Here is a 15,848-nt window from a genome sequence, read left to right as displayed (position 1 = left end):
CGTGAGAGTAGATGTGCTTACGCTCTTCCCTGAAATGTTCGATGGCGTGTTTGGCGCCAGTATTCTTGGCAAGGCACAGGAAAAAGGCATTGTATCGCTGAATGCCATTAATTTTCGAGCTTACTCCGGCAATAAGCATAATACGGTTGACGATTATCCGTATGGCGGTGGAGGAGGCATGGTGCTGAAAGCAGAGCCTGTGTTTTCGGCTGTTGAGCACTTGATGGAGCAGGTCGGAACAGGGGCACGTCCGCGTGTTGTTTTAATGTGCCCACAGGGGGAGACCTTCACCCAGCAGAAGGCAGAGGAGCTTTCGAAGGAAGAGCATCTAATTATGATTTGCGGCCATTACGAGGGCTATGACGAGCGTATACGCGAGCATTTAGTAACGGATGAGCTTTCGATTGGTGACTATGTGCTGACTGGCGGGGAGCTTCCTGCGATGGTTGTCATCGACAGTGTAGCACGCCTGCTTCCCGGTGTCCTTGGCAATGAAACGTCAGCAGTAACGGATTCATACAGCACAGGCCTGCTGGAGCATCCGCATTATACAAGACCTGCTGTATTTCGTGATATGGAGGTGCCGGAGGTGCTGATTTCCGGTCACCACAGCCGCATCGAGACATGGCGCCGCGAGCAATCGCTGCTTCGTACACGGAATAGACGTCCTGACCTGCTGGAGAAGGCTGAATTGACCGCCAAGGAGCGTAAATGGCTTGCTTCTTTGGACAAACAGCAGTGTTAAGCGATAATGTTGGCAAGCCCGGAAAAAGATGTTGAAATTTGGGTTTGAATATGGTATGATTTCAAATGTTGTTCGTATTAATCGGACGGTCCGCTAATGGTAATGACCCAATTTCAAATGGGAAGTTGGAGAGCTATTAAGAACGTCTATGGTGGAAGGAGTGAATCCAAGATGAATCTCGTACAAGCGATTACGCAAGAGCAGCTTCGCAAAGACCTTCCTAACTTTCGTCCCGGTGACACGTTGAAAGTATACGTTAAAGTTATCGAGGGATCCCGCGAGCGGATCCAGCTATTTGAAGGCGTTGTAATCAAACGTCGTGGCGGCGGTATTAGCGAAACTTTTACAGTACGTAAAATTTCCTACGGTGTTGGCGTCGAAAGAACTTACCCGTTGAACTCGCCTAAAATCGATCGTATCGATGTGGCACGTCGTGGTAAAGTACGTCGCGCTAAACTGTACTACCTACGTAACCTTCGTGGTAAAGCAGCTAGAATTAAAGAAATTCGTTAAGTCGAATAAACAAGAGGGGGCTTGGTTAAACAAGCTCCCTTTCGTTATTCTTACAGCTTGTCAGCAAGTATGAATTCGAAGATGGAAAGAAGGCGTTTTTATGGACCAGCAATCACGTAATGATGAAAATGAAGTTGAAATCACATCAGATAGCGCCGAAACGGCTACTCCATCTGCTGAGTCTGACAAAGCAGCGCCTAGCCAAAAAGCTAAAGCGATGAAAGAAACGGTAGAATGGATCAAAGCGCTTGCTATAGCGGTCGTGCTGGTCGTCATTATTCGCAGTTTTCTGTTTGCACCGTTCATGGTTGAAGGCGAGTCGATGCATCCAAACTTTGAAACCGGTGAGCGTCTCATTGTGAATAAAATATTGTACAAATTCCGTGAGCCTGACAGAGGCGAGGTCGTTGTGTTCCATGTTCCGGAACAAGGCAGAGATTTTATCAAACGCGTCATTGGACTGCCAGGAGATACAATCAAGGTTCAAGGCGATGATGTCTTCATTAATGATGTGAAATTGGAAGAGCCCTATATTGCGGATGCTATTAAGCAGGCTCAGGCAAATGGTCAGCTTTATAATAATGAATCAGATTTTCCTAATGAGCGAATAACGGAAGCGACTGTGCCAGAGGATACGATTTTCGCAATGGGCGACAATCGCAGCAACAGCCAGGACAGCCGCGCCCTTGGTTATATTTCGGATAAAGAGCTTGTAGGACGGGCGGAAGTTATTTTCTGGCCGCTGAACAAGCTGAGCTTTATTAAGCATTAATTGGCATTTGAATGAGGTGAGAAATTGACGATTCAATGGTTCCCCGGTCATATGACACGGGCAAAACGACAAATACAGGACAAGCTCAAGCTGATTGATGTAACGATCGAGCTGCTTGATGCGCGTATTCCAATGTCCAGCCGTAACCCAATTGTCGATGAAATTTTGGGTGGTAAGCCGCGGTTGATCGTGCTCAACAAGTCTGACCTAGCAGATGCTAAGGTGACGGAGCAATGGATTACGTATTTTAAGGGAGAAGGCCATGAATGCATCGCGGTCGATTCTTCAACAGGAACGCGTGTAAACGAGGTTCCGCTGAAAGCGAAAGAGCTGCTGCAGGAAAAAATTGACCGCCAAATCGCAAAGGGAATTAATCCGAGAGCGGTGCGTGGGCTCATTGTCGGCATTCCGAATGTTGGGAAATCGACGCTGATCAACCGTCTGGCAGGTCGCAATATTGCGCTTACTGGCGATCGTCCAGGTGTAACAAAAGGCCAGCAGTGGATAAAAGCAGGCAAGGACATGGAGCTGCTTGATACGCCGGGTATTTTGTGGCCGAAGTTTGAGGACGAGCTTGTCGGCTATCGCCTTGCGATGACAGGCGCGATTCGCGAGCAGGTATTGAATATTGAGGATATTGCATTTTTTGCGTTGAAGGAATTGGTTGATCGTTACTGGGGAAGTGTGAAAGAGCGCTTCGAAATCACGATGGAGCAGCCAGATACGAATGAGTCTGATGAAATCGTCAAGGTGATGGAGGAAATCGGACGCAAGAGGGGTTGTCTGCAAAGCGGAGCGCGTGTTGACCTGGAGAAGGTTTCGGGCATTATTTTGCGCGAGCTGCGTGCAGGCAAGTTCGGCCATATTTCGCTTGAAGCACCGTGGAAGCGAAATAACTAGATTTTTGATTGTATGAGTGTTCTCGTATGCCTGAGGATTTGAAGCGGGGGATAGGCGGATATGCTGGAGTATGAACGTAAGCTGTGGAGTGAAGGTTTCCAGGCGATTGCTGGTGTTGATGAGGTCGGTCGGGGCTGCCTGTTCGGCGATGTCGTCGCTGCTGCGGTCATTTTGCCGCCTGATCTGGTCATTGAAGGGGTAAATGATTCCAAGAAGCTCTCGGAGAAAAAGCGGGATCAGCTTTATGATATCATTATCGAAAAGTGTATCGCGTGGTCGGTTACCCGTGTAGACGCTGCTGAAATTGACCGCATTAATATTAAGCAGGCGGCTAGGCTTGCGATGAAGCTTTCCATCGAATCATTGGCGATAGAGCCTGATTATTTGCTCATTGACGCGGAGAAAGTGGATGTGCCAAAGCCGCAGCTTGCGATCATCAAAGGGGATGCCAACAGCCAGACGATTGCTGCTGCATCTATTTTGGCGAAAGTGACGCGCGACCGTTTATGCGTGGATGAATGGGAGCAGCAGTATCCAGAATACGGCATAGCGGTACATAAGGGCTACCCAACCAAGCTGCATCGCGAGCGTCTGCTAGAGTATGGTGCGAGCCCGCTGCATCGCAAAACCTTTCTTGGGAAAATATTTGCGGAGCAGCAGCAATTATTCTAAATGAACAAATCGAGTTGTTGATGATAGAATGAAGCGGTCTGGCGATTGCTTGACTTGCTTAGACAAGCGTAAGCGGCTGTTGCCGTCCTCTGGTGGCAACAGCCGCTTCGCGATGAAATATAAGCCGTTTTTTTAGGGGATATTTATAAATTCTTATATTTTAAAGAAAGACGGCGTGCTGCTGGTGCAGCGCATATGCCGTCTTTTTTTGTATAATTGAGGTTATACAAGGTGGATTGAGACGGCAGCATAAAAGCTGATTCATCATACGAAGGCGACTAGCCGATAAAGGTAATAAAGCATGTTTTGTTAGCGAAGCCGGATGAAGCCTGACAGGCTTAAGCTGAATTTCATCGTAAAACGGGAGCGATGGCAATGAATATTGGACAAATGATGAGAAGCATGCTGGGCGAAGCGTCGGGAACGGATATACGCTTGGCTGAGCTTAAGCCGGGACAAACGGTACGCGCCCTGGTGCTGCAGGTATCGGACAACAATGAGGCATTAGTGCAAATCAACGGCGTGCAGATAAGGGCCACGCTTGAGGTGCCGTTAGCTGCTGGACAAGCAGCGATGCTTCAGGTTGGAGCGCAGGCGGAAGGCGGCCTTATTATGCTGAAGCAAATAGACGCCGCGCTTGCCGAGCTGCCGGAGCAGTCAATCAAGGATTTGCTTAAGCAGTTTGCTTTGCCTGACCAGAAGTGGGCGGCGCAAATCATAAAGAACTTAAACCAGGAAGGCATCCCGCTGAATAAGGATGCCGCGCAGGTGTTTCAGCAAGCGGGGGCAGCTATGCCCGCCGGCGCGGATACGGAGCAATGGATGCAGGCGGCAGCCTCTGCATTCAAGCGTGGTTTGCCTGTGACAGCTGCCACGATTAGTGCGCTGCAGCAGGTGATGTTTGGTCCAGCGGCGCATGAGCTGCTGGACCAGCTGAGCCAGCTGGCGGCGACGGCAGCTGCAGCCGGCGGCAAGGAAGCCGCCGGTGGGCAGGCGCAGGCGGGCGGGAAGGAGGCCCAGCTGGCGCAGCAGCTGGGCAAGCTGCAAGCGCTGCTCGGCGAAGGCGCAGAGCTGCTGCGGGGGCTTGGCGGCGGCGAGAAGCCGGGAGCCGCCGCTGGCGAAGCCGGGCGCGCGAATGCGCTGCAGCCGCGCGGAGCAGAAGCAGGAGCCGCCGCAGCAAGAGCGGCGGAGACGGCAGGCAGTGGGCAGCCCGCGAAGATGAGCGGGGCTGAAGCGGCTGTGGCAGCGAGCAAAGGCGATGCTGCTGCTGGAAACAGTGCCGCCGCTCTGACAGGAGCAGGAGCGGCAGGCAAGGCAGAGGTCAGCCCGGCCAACTGGCTTGGCCAGATGATGAAGTGGCTCGGTGTCGATCACGAGCAGCAGCTTGGTAAGCAACTGCTCGGCATTCAGACACAGCCATCAGCAGGCTCGACTGAGCAAGGGGCCGCAGAACCAGAGGCGGGCGCTGCCAATCAGGCCCGTAGCGGAGCAGAACAGGCACTGCGTGGTGATAACGCAGCTGGGCGCAATGCAAGCTCGGCTCAGCTGCAAGAGCGTTCTGGGGCAGCTGAGCGTCCTCTAGCAGCAGCCCAAGCGCAGCAGCAGGCAGTAGCAGCGAGCGACAAGCTTCCAGAAGGCAGCAAGCTTAGCGCTGACTTGCTGAAAGCCGATTCTTCGGTGAATACGACGCAAGGGCAAAAAGCAGAGCCATTGCCGGCACTTGCTCAAGATCATAAGCAGAGCATTCAAGAATCGCTGAAAAGCGTGCTGCTCGCACTGTCCACTTCCGATGACGCGCCGGCCGCGCTTAAAGAGACGGCGCAGCAGCTGGTGCAGCATATTACAGGCCAGCAGCTGCTAATGTCGCCTGAGCGTAATGGCGCTCTTTTTAGCCATCTTACCGTCTTTGTTCCTTTTAAGGGGGATGACGGCAATCAGACGGCATCGGTTCATATTCAAACGCGCCGAGGCCGCAAAGGCGAGCTGGATGCGGATAATTGCCGGCTGTTATTTGATTTATCGATGAAAACGCTAGGAGATACGGTAGTAGATGTCCATGTTGTGGACAAAATAGTAAGCTTGACGCTGTGGAACAATCATCCGGCAATGGATGGACTAGCCCAGTCTTCCCGAGCAGAAGTAGCAGACAGCTTGAATCAGGCGGGCTACCAATTGCTGTCGCTGCGAACCTCCCCGATTGTTGAGAATGAAGCAAATGCAGCTGAGGGAGCAGCAGAAGGACATATAACTGCCCCGAGGACGTTTCTTTCCGGCCGTTATAAAGGGGTTGACCTGAAAGCATGAGCACAGAAGAAAACAAAAATAACAAGCCTGAACCGATACGGCGGGCGGTTGCGCTCAAATACGAGCCGGGCGTCGGAACAGCTCCTGTCGTCGTTGCGAAGGGCAAAGGGTATTTAGCAGAGCAGCTAATTGAAAAGGCGAAGGAAAACGGCATACCGATGCAGGAGGATGCTTCGCTTGTAGAGGTGTTGTCAAAGCTTGATATCGATCAGACGATTCCACCGGAGCTCTATACGCTGGTAGCGGAAATACTCAGCTTTGTTTATCGCTCCGATCGTAAGGCGAGGGATTTGAATGACTAATAGAAAGCCAGATCAGCCTGATCTAACGAGCAGCAAGCGGGCGGACAAGCGCAAATGGACCGGAAAGCTTGGGGAAGCTGCTGCAGAAGCCTATTTGCTGGATGCAGGCTATACGATTGAGGAGCGCAACTGGCGCTGCCGATCGGGAGAGCTGGATCTCATTGTATACGGGGAAGACAAGCTGGTGTTTGTCGAGGTGCGCACACGCCGGTCAGGCGGGCGGTTCGGGACAGCTGCTGAGTCGGTCGATTGGCGCAAGCAAAAACAAGTGGCGGAGACAGCGCAAGTCTATTTAAAGCTGACTCGGCAGCTAGAGCGCAGCATACGCTTCGATGTCATTGCTATTACGCTGGAGCACGATGATGCCATAAGTGAGCTGAAGCATATAATAGCGGCCTTTTAGTGGAGTATCGTTCAATTGAAATCATTTGATGTGGCGTGTGGGTCCCATCAATTAGTTACTGGAAGCCATTCCACTAAAAATGAAAAGGAGCATCACTGCGAATAGGCGGTGATGCTCCTTGTGTAGTTTGATTGATTACTTGTTTATGTAGGCGATACCCTTATATGCCTAACCCTATTTTGAAAATCTCATAAGCTGAGCTTTCGATATTGAATAGCTTCTGCTATATGCTCTATCTCGATATAAGGGCTGCCTTCAACATCAGCTACAGTTCGCGAAAGGCGCATAATGCGGTCATGGGCACGCATGCTGATAGGGAGCGTCTGGAGCGCGTGCCCAAGCAGCTCAGCAGCATCCTGACGAATCAGCATCGCCCGGTGCAGGGCTGAGCCGGACAAGCTCGCATCCGTGATGATTTTCAGCTGTGCAAAACGTTCCTTCTGCCGTTCACGTGCTTTTTCCACTTGATAGCGCATCACTTCAGAAGACAGAGGTTTTCGATTGCTATCCGTTATCGTGCTGCCAAGGTCAATGGGCTGCGGAACCTCAAGCTGAATATCGATCCGGTCGAGAAGCGGACCGGACAGCTTGGCTTTATAGCGGGCAATTACGGCGTCTGTACAAGTGCAGCGTTTATCTGATGTTTCATGCCCTGAAAATCCGCAAGGACATGGATTAAAGGACACAGCTAAAATCAGTCGCGCTGGAAAATGAAAGACGGCGCTAGTGCGGGCAATCGTCACAATGCCATCTTCCAATGGCTGCCTTAGCACCTCGAGCGTTTGGCGAGAAAACTCAGGCAGCTCGTCCAAATACAGCACCCCATGGTGGGCGAGCGTCACTTCGCCGGGCTTGGGCACAGAGCCGCCGCCTACAAGTCCACCTGCAGAAATCGTATGATGCGGGGCGCGGAAAGGAGCAGCCGCAATAAGGCCTTGATTGTCAGTAGAAAGTTTGCCGGCTGCACTGTATATTTTGGTCACTTCAATCGCTTCCTGCTCGGAAAGAGGCGGGAGAATGCTTGGAAGCCTGCGAATCATCATCGTTTTCCCGGTGCCTGGCGGGCCTGAAAACAGCACATTATGCCGGCCAGCAGCAGCAATAACAAGCGCACGCTTGGCTAGCTGCTGACCGATAACATCGCTGTAGTCGCCGCAGTCAGGCGCAAGCATAGGTTTATTTTCAGCCAACAGCCCTAAATAGCTCTTGCTGCCCTTCTGTTGTTCCGGAGTGTAGCGAATGGCCTCCAGTCCCTCGCCGCCTTGTGGACGCAAATCCATTAAATGCGTGATTCCAAACAGCTCCATACCGGTTATCCAGGCAGCCTCCGGAGCATTAGCGATAGGAAGCAGCACGCGGCGGATGCCTGATTTTTTGGCCTGTTCGATCATCGCAAGCACGCCCGTAACCGGCCTAATAGAGCCGTTAAGCGACAGCTCGCCGAGCATCATCGTGTGATGAAAGTGGGCTGCATTTAATTGTCCACTAGCCGCCAAAATGCCAGCAGCTATTGCAAGGTCGAACGCCGTGCCTTCCTTGCGTAAATCGGCCGGGGCGAGGTTGACGGTAATACGCTCCATCGGGAAGGTGAAGCCGCTGTTTTTAATGGCAGCCCGTACCCGTTCTACGGATTCCCGGACAGCGGGATCAGGCAGACCAACTACCGCAATTTGCGGCAGGCCGCTCGCAATATCAACCTCAACTGCAATTTCTTTGCCTTCGACGCCATAAACAGTCGCGCTCTGCATTAAGCTGAACATAACAAAAAGCACCTCCAATTAGTGGGATGAAGGTGCTTCCTTACGTCCTGCATGTTGCGTGTATGATTTTAAATGAAATGCCGCATTGAATGTTCTTATGGAGTAACAAAAGCCTGCTTGGTGCAAACTAATCATAATGGGCGCTGTCCATTTTTGTCAAATATTGAATGAAAGGATGGTGGAGGGGATCAAAAGGCTGTATATTAGCGGATTTTGACGTTTAATCTCAAATTGAGATTGAATCCATATCAAAAAAGCCGAAGTCTTCTTGCACGAATATAAGGTAACACCAGAGGAAAAATGCTATGATAATAGATGTTTGTGTACATACGACTGATTTTGGTCTATGAAATGGAGGATTTCAACAATGAATATCCATGAGTATCAAGGCAAAGCGTTATTGAAACAGTATGGTGTAGTTGTGCCTGAGGGCAAAGTTGCGTTCACCGTTGATGAAGCGGTTGCAGCAGCAGAAGAGCTTGGTACGAAAGTTGTTGTTGTAAAAGCACAAATCCATGCGGGCGGCCGTGGTAAAGCTGGCGGTGTTAAAGTCGCAAAAAGCTTGGATGAAGTTCGCGCATATGCAGGAGAAATCCTTGGAAAAGTGCTCGTTACGCATCAAACAGGTCCAGAAGGCAAAGAAGTTAAGCGCCTTCTTATTGAACAGGGCTGCGACATCAAGAAAGAATATTATATCGGTGCTGTTCTTGACCGTGGCACAGGCCGCGTCGTCATTATGGCTTCAGAGGAAGGCGGCACGGAGATTGAAGAAGTGGCCGAGCATTCCCCTGAGAAAATTTTCAAGGAAATCGTTGATCCAGCTGTAGGCTTGCAAGTGTTCCAAGCACGTAAGCTTGCTTATGCAATCAATATTCCAACTCCGCTTGTTAACAAGGCTGTTAAATTCATGATCTCCTTGTACAACGCTTTCGTTGAGAAAGATTGTTCTATTGCCGAGATCAATCCGCTTGTTGTAACTGGCGATGGTGAAGTAATGGCACTGGATGCGAAGCTGAATTTTGACTCCAATGCCCTATACCGTCACAAGGATATTGTCGCATTGCGCGATTTGGAAGAGGAAGATGCGAAAGAAATCGAAGCTTCCAAATACGATCTCAGCTATATTGCCCTTGATGGCAACATCGGCTGCATGGTTAATGGCGCAGGCCTTGCTATGGCGACAATGGACATTATCAAATATTATGGCGGCGACCCTGCGAACTTCCTGGACGTAGGCGGCGGTGCAACGAAAGAGAAAGTAACAGAAGCTTTCAAAATCATTTTGTCCGATGAAAATGTTAAAGGTATTTTCGTTAATATTTTTGGCGGCATTATGCGTTGTGACGTTATTGCGGATGGCGTTATCTCGGCAGCTAAGGAAATTGGCTTGGATCGTCCGCTTGTCGTAAGACTAGAAGGCACGAATGTTGATTTGGGTAAAAAAATGCTGAACGAGTCGGGACTGAACATCGTAGCAGCGGACTCTATGTCAGACGGCGCACAAAAAATTGTCGCTCTCGTGAAATAAATACGCGTATGAATTCATGGACGGGGATGTGAGATTCGATGAGCATTTTGGTAAACAAAGATACTAAAGTTATTACGCAAGGGATTACAGGTGCAACAGGCTTGTTCCATGCGAAAGGCGCACTCGATTACGGTACGCAAATGGTAGGCGGAGTAACGCCGGGTAAAGGCGGAACTAACGTTGACATTACTCTTGAAAACGGTTCAACGGTATCGCTTCCAGTGTTTAACACAGTTGAACAAGCGGTAAAAGCGACAGGCGCTACAGCTTCGGTTATTTATGTGCCGCCGGCATTTGCAGCTGATTCGATTCTTGAAGCGGTTGACGCTGGTCTTGATCTTGTTATTTGTATTACGGAAGGTATTCCGGTACTGGACATGGTCAAAGTTAAGCGTTATATGGACGGCAGCAAAACGACGCTGATCGGCCCTAACTGTCCAGGTGTTATTACACCAGATGAATGTAAAATTGGCATTATGCCAGGCTACATTCATACGAAAGGCCATGTAGGCGTTGTTTCCCGCTCGGGAACATTGACTTACGAGGCAGTTCACCAACTGACGACTCGCGGCATTGGACAGTCCTCTGCAGTCGGTATTGGCGGCGACCCAGTGAAAGGCTCCGAGTTTATCGATATTTTGAGCCGTTTCAATGACGATCCTGATACTTACGCGGTTATTATGATCGGTGAAATCGGCGGTACAGCAGAAGAAGAAGCGGCAGAATGGGTTAAAGCCAATATGAAAAAGCCGGTTGTAGGCTTTATTGGCGGCGCAACAGCGCCTCCAGGCAAACGTATGGGCCATGCTGGCGCGATCATTTCCGGAGGCAAAGGAACAGCTGCTGAAAAAATCGCTACGCTTGAAGCATGCGGAATTAAAGTAGCACCAACTCCTTCGGATATGGGCTCCACGCTCGTATCGGTGCTTGAAGAGCAAGGCCTGTTAGAAAAATGTACAACTGCTGCAAAATAATAAAGTTTTAAAAAAAGGTAAGCAACCTTTCGATTCCCGTTAGCGGGAGCTGAAAGGTTGCTTTTTTTTTTATGAAGATGAGAGGGCGACTTGCATTCTTCAGCCATGTAACGCACAATAGGAAAGAATGTAAGGGCGTGCCTCATTATAATGGAGGCCGATTTATATGGACCGTGATCATGACGAATGCAGACAAATTATAATTATGCTTAGCGAAGTGCCAGGCATTGGCTGGCGCACGATTCAGAAGGCAGTAGCCAGCGGCGCGTGGCGAGAGAGCGGCGGTCAGGATGAAGCAGCCTATGTTAAGGCTGGCTTCAGCACCCAGCAGGCACGATCGGCTGTTAAGAGAATAGGGCAAGGACTTGTTGCTCCAGGCTCTTCCTATGAAAAGGCGGCTCAGCTAGGAGCAGCAGTGATTACACCGCTTGATGCGGCCTATCCAAAATATTTGCTGCAAATTCCGCAGCCGCCGTGGGTGTTGTATGCGCTTGGCCGGTTGGAGCTGTTGAAGCGTCCAATTGTAGCAGTCGTCGGAACGCGCAATCCTACCGCATATGGGCGTCATACTGCTTCTATGCTCACTGAGCAGCTTTCGGCAGGCGGAATGACTATTGCGAGCGGTTTAGCCCGTGGAATCGACAGCAAGGCGCATGAAGCGGCTCTGCGTGGAGCTGGAAGCACGATAGCTGTGCTTGCATGCGCCGTAGATTGTTGTTATCCTTCAGAGAATAGAACTTTGTACCGCCAAATAGCGGAAGAGGGGCTATTGCTCTCGGAAACGCCAATCGGCACACCGCTGCATCCAGGCATGTTTCCGCTGCGCAACCGGATTATCGCAGGACTTTCTCTTGGCACACTCGTCATAGAGGGTGCAATTGGCAGTGGTTCTTTAATTACTGCGGCGCAAGCGCTGGATATGAACCGTGATTTATTCGCTGTGCCAGGTCCGATTTCTTCTCCCAAAAGCGAAGGGCCTAATGCGCTAATTCGCCAAGGAGCAAAGCTAGTTAGCGCGGCTGAGCATATTTTCGAAGAATACGCATGGCTTGGCGATGAATGGCTTAAACCTTCGGATTCTTCTGCCTCTTCACAGCGCCAATCGGACAAGGAATTGTCCGCTGATGAACGAAAAATTATCGCACTGCTGCGAGAGCGACCATTATCCATTAATGAATTACACCAGCTGATTGCGGTTCCTTTTGGACATTTAAGCGCTCTTCTGATAAATTTATGTATAAAACGTAGGATCGAGCAGCAGTCTGGATCGCTATATATAGCATTGTAGTAAGCAGTAGAGAGGGGGGCGCCTAACGTGGCAGACTCATTAGTTATCGTCGAATCACCAGCCAAAGCGAAAACAATAGGCAAGTATTTAGGAAGCAAATATATTGTTAAGGCTTCCATGGGCCATATTCGCGATTTGCCGAAAAGTCAGATTGGCGTCGAAGTTGAAAATGATTTCAATCCAAAATATATTACGATTCGCGGCAAAGGCAGCGTATTGAAAGAACTCAAAAGCGCCAGCAAAAAAGTGAAGCATGTTTATCTGGCGGCTGACCCGGATCGCGAAGGGGAGGCTATTGCTTGGCATTTGGCCCATTATTTGGAGCTTGATGCCTCGGATACTTGCCGCGTTGTATTTAATGAAATAACGAAGCAGGCGGTTAAGGATGCTTTTAAGACGCCGCGCAAAATCAATATGGATCTGGTTAACGCGCAGCAGGCCAGACGTATTTTAGATCGTCTTGTCGGCTACAAAATCAGCCCGCTTCTATGGAAAAAAGTCAAAAAAGGCCTTTCCGCTGGCCGCGTGCAGTCTGTATGCGTCAAGCTGATTATTGACCGTGAAAATGAAATCGATGAATTTGTGCCGGAAGAATATTGGTCGATTACTGCAAAGGTATCGCAAAACGGTGTTCCATTTGAGGCCAAATACCATTCCATCGGCGGCGAGAAGCGCGAGCTTGGCAACGAGCAGGAAATGCAAGCCGTGCTGGATGCGATGGAAAGCGGCTCCGATTTTAAAGTAGCGGAAGTGAAGGAAAAGGAGCGTTTGCGCAATCCTGCACCTCCTTTTATTACGAGCTCCCTTCAGCAGGAAGCCGCCCGTAAGCTTGGTTTCAGGGCATCTAAGACGATGTCGGTTGCCCAGCAGCTTTATGAAGGTGTAGAGCTAGGCAAGGAAGGTACGGTCGGTCTAATTACATATATGAGAACGGACTCCACTCGTATATCCCCGATTGCGCAGGAAGAAGCGAAGGAATATATTACGGAACGCTACGGCGCTCCCTATATGCCAGAGCAGCTTCGCGTTTATGCGAAAAAGAACAGCAATGCCCAAGATGCGCATGAAGCGATCAGACCAACGGCAATCATGCGTGACCCGGATACGATGAAGCCGTTTCTCAGCCGTGATCAGTTCCGGTTATATAAACTGGTATGGGAACGTTTCGTATCCAGCCAAATGTCCTCGGCCGTTCTCGATACGATGACCGTTGATATGTTATCTGGCGAAGTGAAGTTCCGTGCGAATGGATCGAAAGTCAAGTTTGCCGGATTCATGAAGGTATATGTGGAAGGCAATGATGATGGGGCAGAGGAAGAGCATAAGTTCCTCCCGCCAATCGAGCCAGGAGATATGATCCCAGCAGAAGCCATTGAGCCTAAACAGCATTTCACCCAGCCGCCGCCGCGTTTTACGGAGGCCAGACTCGTGAAAACGCTTGAGGAGCTCGGCATAGGTCGGCCAAGTACGTATGCGCCGACGCTGGAAACGATTCAGAAGCGCGGATATGTGGCGATAGAAGAGAAGAAATTTGTGCCGACTGAGCTTGGCGACCTCGTTATTCAACTGATGGAAGAGTTTTTCCCGGAAATTCTCAATGCTGAATTTACAGCCAACATGGAAGGGGATCTCGACCATGTGGAGGAAGGCTCGCAGGATTGGGTAAAAGTGCTCGCAACCTTCTACGACTCGTTCGAGAAGCGTCTGGAAGTAGCGGAAGAGGAAATGAAGGAAATTGAAATTCAAGATGAGGTTTCCGATGAAATTTGCGAAAAATGCGGTCTTCATTTGGTTTATAAAATGGGACGCTTCGGTAAATTCCTCGCATGCTCCGGCTTTCCGGATTGCCGCAATACGAAGCCGATCGTTAAGGATATCGGCGTGCCTTGCCCGAAATGTGAGGAAGGCAAAATTATTGAAAGACGCAGTAAAAAAGGGCGAATTTTCTACGGCTGTGATACGTATCCGGCTTGCGATTATGTTTCATGGGATAAGCCTTCAGGCAAACCATGTCCGAAATGCGAAAGCATGCTCGTAGAAAAACGCAATCGCAGCGGTGCAAAGCTGCAATGTCCTACATGCGATTATTCAGAAGAGCTGCAGGATGAAGAACAGGAAGATGCATAGAGCAGCATCATGATGCTGTGCACAGCTCCACATGTTAGTGGACCCGGTCCTCCCTGTATAGGGAGGACAGCTGTGTTTTATCCGTCCTGTAGGTTTGACCCGGAATTTCATGAAAAAAATGATATTTATTTGCGCAAAGCGCGTATTATGATTTGGAGGTAAGTTCATTGTCATCATCATCTTATCCAAAAGTCACCGTTATCGGAGCTGGTCTAGCCGGCAGCGAAGCGGCTTGGCAAATCGCATCTCAAGGCGTCCCAGTTGTACTCTATGAAATGCGGCCTGAGACGAAAACGCCAGCCCATCATACGAATCAGTTTGCTGAGCTGGTATGCAGCAACAGCTTGCGTGCCAACGGACTCGCAAATGCCGTAGGCGTGTTGAAAGAGGAAATGCGCCAGCTGGATTCGCTCATTCTTGGCTGCGCTGATCGTCATGCGGTTCCGGCAGGTGGAGCGCTTGCAGTTGACCGGGATGGATTTTCCGGCGAAGTAACGCGCCTTCTGCATGAGCATCCGCTTGTTGAAGTCCGCAATGAGGAAGTTACGGAAATTCCAACGGACGGAATCGTCATTATTGCGACGGGTCCGCTTACAGCTCCAGCCTTGTCCGCGCAAGTACGCGAGCTGCTGGGTGAAGAATATTTCTATTTCTATGATGCTGCTGCACCGATTGTGGAGAAGGATTCTATCGATATGAGCAAGGTTTATCTCGCGTCCCGCTATGATAAAGGAGAAGCCGCTTATTTGAACTGCCCGATGACGGAAGAGGAATTCGAAATCTTTCATGATGCGCTCGTTAATGCCGAGAAAGCGGAAATAAAAGATTTTGAAAAAGAAGTTTATTTTGAGGGCTGCATGCCCATTGAAGTTATTGCGAGCCGTGGCAAGCAAACGGTGCTGTTTGGGCCGATGAAGCCAGTTGGACTTGTGAACCCGCATACGGGCAAGCTGCCTCATGCCGTTATTCAATTGCGTCAGGACAATGCTGCTGGTACACTGTATAACCTGGTTGGGTTTCAAACGCATTTGAAATGGGGCGAGCAGAAGCGGGTATTCTCGCTAATACCGGGTCTTGAAAATGCCGAGTTTGTGCGTTTCGGTGTTATGCACCGCAATACTTTCATAAATTCGCCACGATTACTGGAGCCGACCTATCAGCTTAAAAATCGCCCTACCTTATTTTTTGCCGGCCAGATGACGGGTGTTGAAGGTTATGTAGAGTCAGCAGCTTCCGGTTTAATCGCTGGATTCAACGCTGCCCGGCTTGCGCGCAATCTTGAACCGCTTGTGCTTCCTGGTGACACGACGCTTGGCAGCATGGCGCAGTATATTACGACGGCGGATTTTAAACATTTTCAGCCTATGAATGCGAATTTTGGGTTGTTCCCGCCGCTTGAAAAACGCTTGAAGAGCAAGAAGGAAAAGAACGAAGCGATTGCAAACCGTGCGCTTGCTGGTGTTGAGAAATTTAAGCAGGAGCATTTCACGCATTTGGTAAACAGCTAGTTATGGTCACGTAGCTATTTTGAAGATTTTGATCAGTACAGGCGCATTTGCA

Annotated in this window: 14 protein-coding genes; 13 read left to right on the top strand and 1 reads right to left on the bottom strand. The window is 50.0% G+C overall.

Annotated elements, in window-relative coordinates; all coding sequences use genetic code 11:
* Nucleotide 1 precedes the first annotated feature (1 nt).
* The 8 genes from trmD (at nucleotide 2) to ACSR9A_RS21260 (ending at nucleotide 6,611) form a co-directional block, all read left to right on the top strand.
* Nucleotides 2-745, top strand: a complete 744-nt coding sequence (gene trmD, locus ACSR9A_RS21295) for a tRNA (guanosine(37)-N1)-methyltransferase TrmD (protein WP_473759359.1) — start codon at nucleotides 2-4, stop codon at nucleotides 743-745.
* Nucleotides 746-916: 171 nt separating this feature from the next.
* Nucleotides 917-1,258, top strand: a complete 342-nt coding sequence (gene rplS, locus ACSR9A_RS21290) for a 50S ribosomal protein L19 (protein WP_056039073.1) — start codon at nucleotides 917-919, stop codon at nucleotides 1,256-1,258.
* 100 nt (nucleotides 1,259-1,358) lie between these two features.
* Entirely contained in the window at nucleotides 1,359-2,030 is a 672-nt protein-coding gene (gene lepB, locus ACSR9A_RS21285; protein ID WP_341282455.1) for a signal peptidase I, read from the top strand.
* A 24-nt stretch (nucleotides 2,031-2,054) separates the two neighbouring features.
* Entirely contained in the window at nucleotides 2,055-2,930 is an 876-nt protein-coding gene (gene ylqF / locus ACSR9A_RS21280; protein ID WP_473759357.1) for a ribosome biogenesis GTPase YlqF, read from the top strand.
* Between the two features lie 60 nt (nucleotides 2,931-2,990).
* The gene (rnhB, locus tag ACSR9A_RS21275) at nucleotides 2,991-3,602 is read left to right on the top strand and encodes a ribonuclease HII (RefSeq protein WP_473759355.1); all 612 of its coding nucleotides are present in this window, start codon (nucleotides 2,991-2,993) and stop codon (nucleotides 3,600-3,602) included.
* A gap of 375 nt (nucleotides 3,603-3,977) precedes the next feature.
* Nucleotides 3,978-5,906, top strand: a complete 1,929-nt coding sequence (locus tag ACSR9A_RS21270; protein WP_473759354.1) for a hypothetical protein — start codon at nucleotides 3,978-3,980, stop codon at nucleotides 5,904-5,906.
* The gene (locus tag ACSR9A_RS21265; protein WP_341282459.1) at nucleotides 5,903-6,208 is read left to right on the top strand and encodes an EscU/YscU/HrcU family type III secretion system export apparatus switch protein; all 306 of its coding nucleotides are present in this window, start codon (nucleotides 5,903-5,905) and stop codon (nucleotides 6,206-6,208) included. The genes ACSR9A_RS21270 and ACSR9A_RS21265 overlap by 4 nt, the downstream gene beginning before the upstream one ends.
* Nucleotides 6,201-6,611 (top strand): YraN family protein, encoded by a 411-nt coding sequence (locus ACSR9A_RS21260; protein ID WP_473759353.1) that lies wholly within the window; start codon nucleotides 6,201-6,203, stop codon nucleotides 6,609-6,611. Before ACSR9A_RS21265 ends, ACSR9A_RS21260 begins: the two co-directional genes overlap by 8 nt.
* A 188-nt stretch (nucleotides 6,612-6,799) precedes the next feature.
* Here the strand turns inward: ACSR9A_RS21260 and ACSR9A_RS21255 are convergent, their stop codons facing one another.
* On the bottom strand, nucleotides 6,800-8,371 hold the full coding sequence (locus ACSR9A_RS21255; RefSeq protein ID WP_473759352.1) for a YifB family Mg chelatase-like AAA ATPase: 1,572 nt from the start codon (nucleotides 8,369-8,371) through the stop codon (nucleotides 6,800-6,802).
* Nucleotides 8,372-8,738: 367 nt separating this feature from the next.
* On the opposite strand from ACSR9A_RS21255, the gene sucC reads away from it, so the two are divergent.
* From sucC to trmFO, 5 genes are all read left to right on the top strand, one after another.
* Nucleotides 8,739-9,899 carry an ADP-forming succinate--CoA ligase subunit beta gene (gene sucC, locus ACSR9A_RS21250; RefSeq protein WP_341282462.1) on the top strand — a complete coding sequence of 387 codons (1,161 nt, stop codon included), beginning with the start codon at nucleotides 8,739-8,741 and terminating at the stop codon, nucleotides 9,897-9,899.
* A gap of 38 nt (nucleotides 9,900-9,937) precedes the next feature.
* The gene (gene sucD / locus ACSR9A_RS21245; RefSeq protein ID WP_341282463.1) at nucleotides 9,938-10,873 is read left to right on the top strand and encodes a succinate--CoA ligase subunit alpha; all 936 of its coding nucleotides are present in this window, start codon (nucleotides 9,938-9,940) and stop codon (nucleotides 10,871-10,873) included.
* A 166-nt stretch (nucleotides 10,874-11,039) separates the two neighbouring features.
* The gene (dprA, locus tag ACSR9A_RS21240) at nucleotides 11,040-12,161 is read left to right on the top strand and encodes a DNA-processing protein DprA (protein WP_473759351.1); all 1,122 of its coding nucleotides are present in this window, start codon (nucleotides 11,040-11,042) and stop codon (nucleotides 12,159-12,161) included.
* 27 nt (nucleotides 12,162-12,188) lie between these two features.
* Nucleotides 12,189-14,288: a type I DNA topoisomerase gene (gene topA, locus ACSR9A_RS21235; RefSeq protein WP_473759350.1), complete on the top strand. Its 2,100-nt coding sequence runs from the start codon at nucleotides 12,189-12,191 to the stop codon at nucleotides 14,286-14,288.
* Nucleotides 14,289-14,455: 167 nt separating this feature from the next.
* Nucleotides 14,456-15,796, top strand: a complete 1,341-nt coding sequence (trmFO, locus tag ACSR9A_RS21230; RefSeq protein ID WP_473759348.1) for an FADH(2)-oxidizing methylenetetrahydrofolate--tRNA-(uracil(54)-C(5))-methyltransferase TrmFO — start codon at nucleotides 14,456-14,458, stop codon at nucleotides 15,794-15,796.
* The last annotated feature ends 52 nt before the right edge of the window (nucleotides 15,797-15,848 follow it).

The sequence above is a fragment of the Paenibacillus sp. R-74696 genome, from assembly GCF_055814915.1.
The sequence above is the reverse complement of the archived record's forward strand: the minus strand, read 5'-3'. Positions and strand labels throughout refer to the sequence as shown.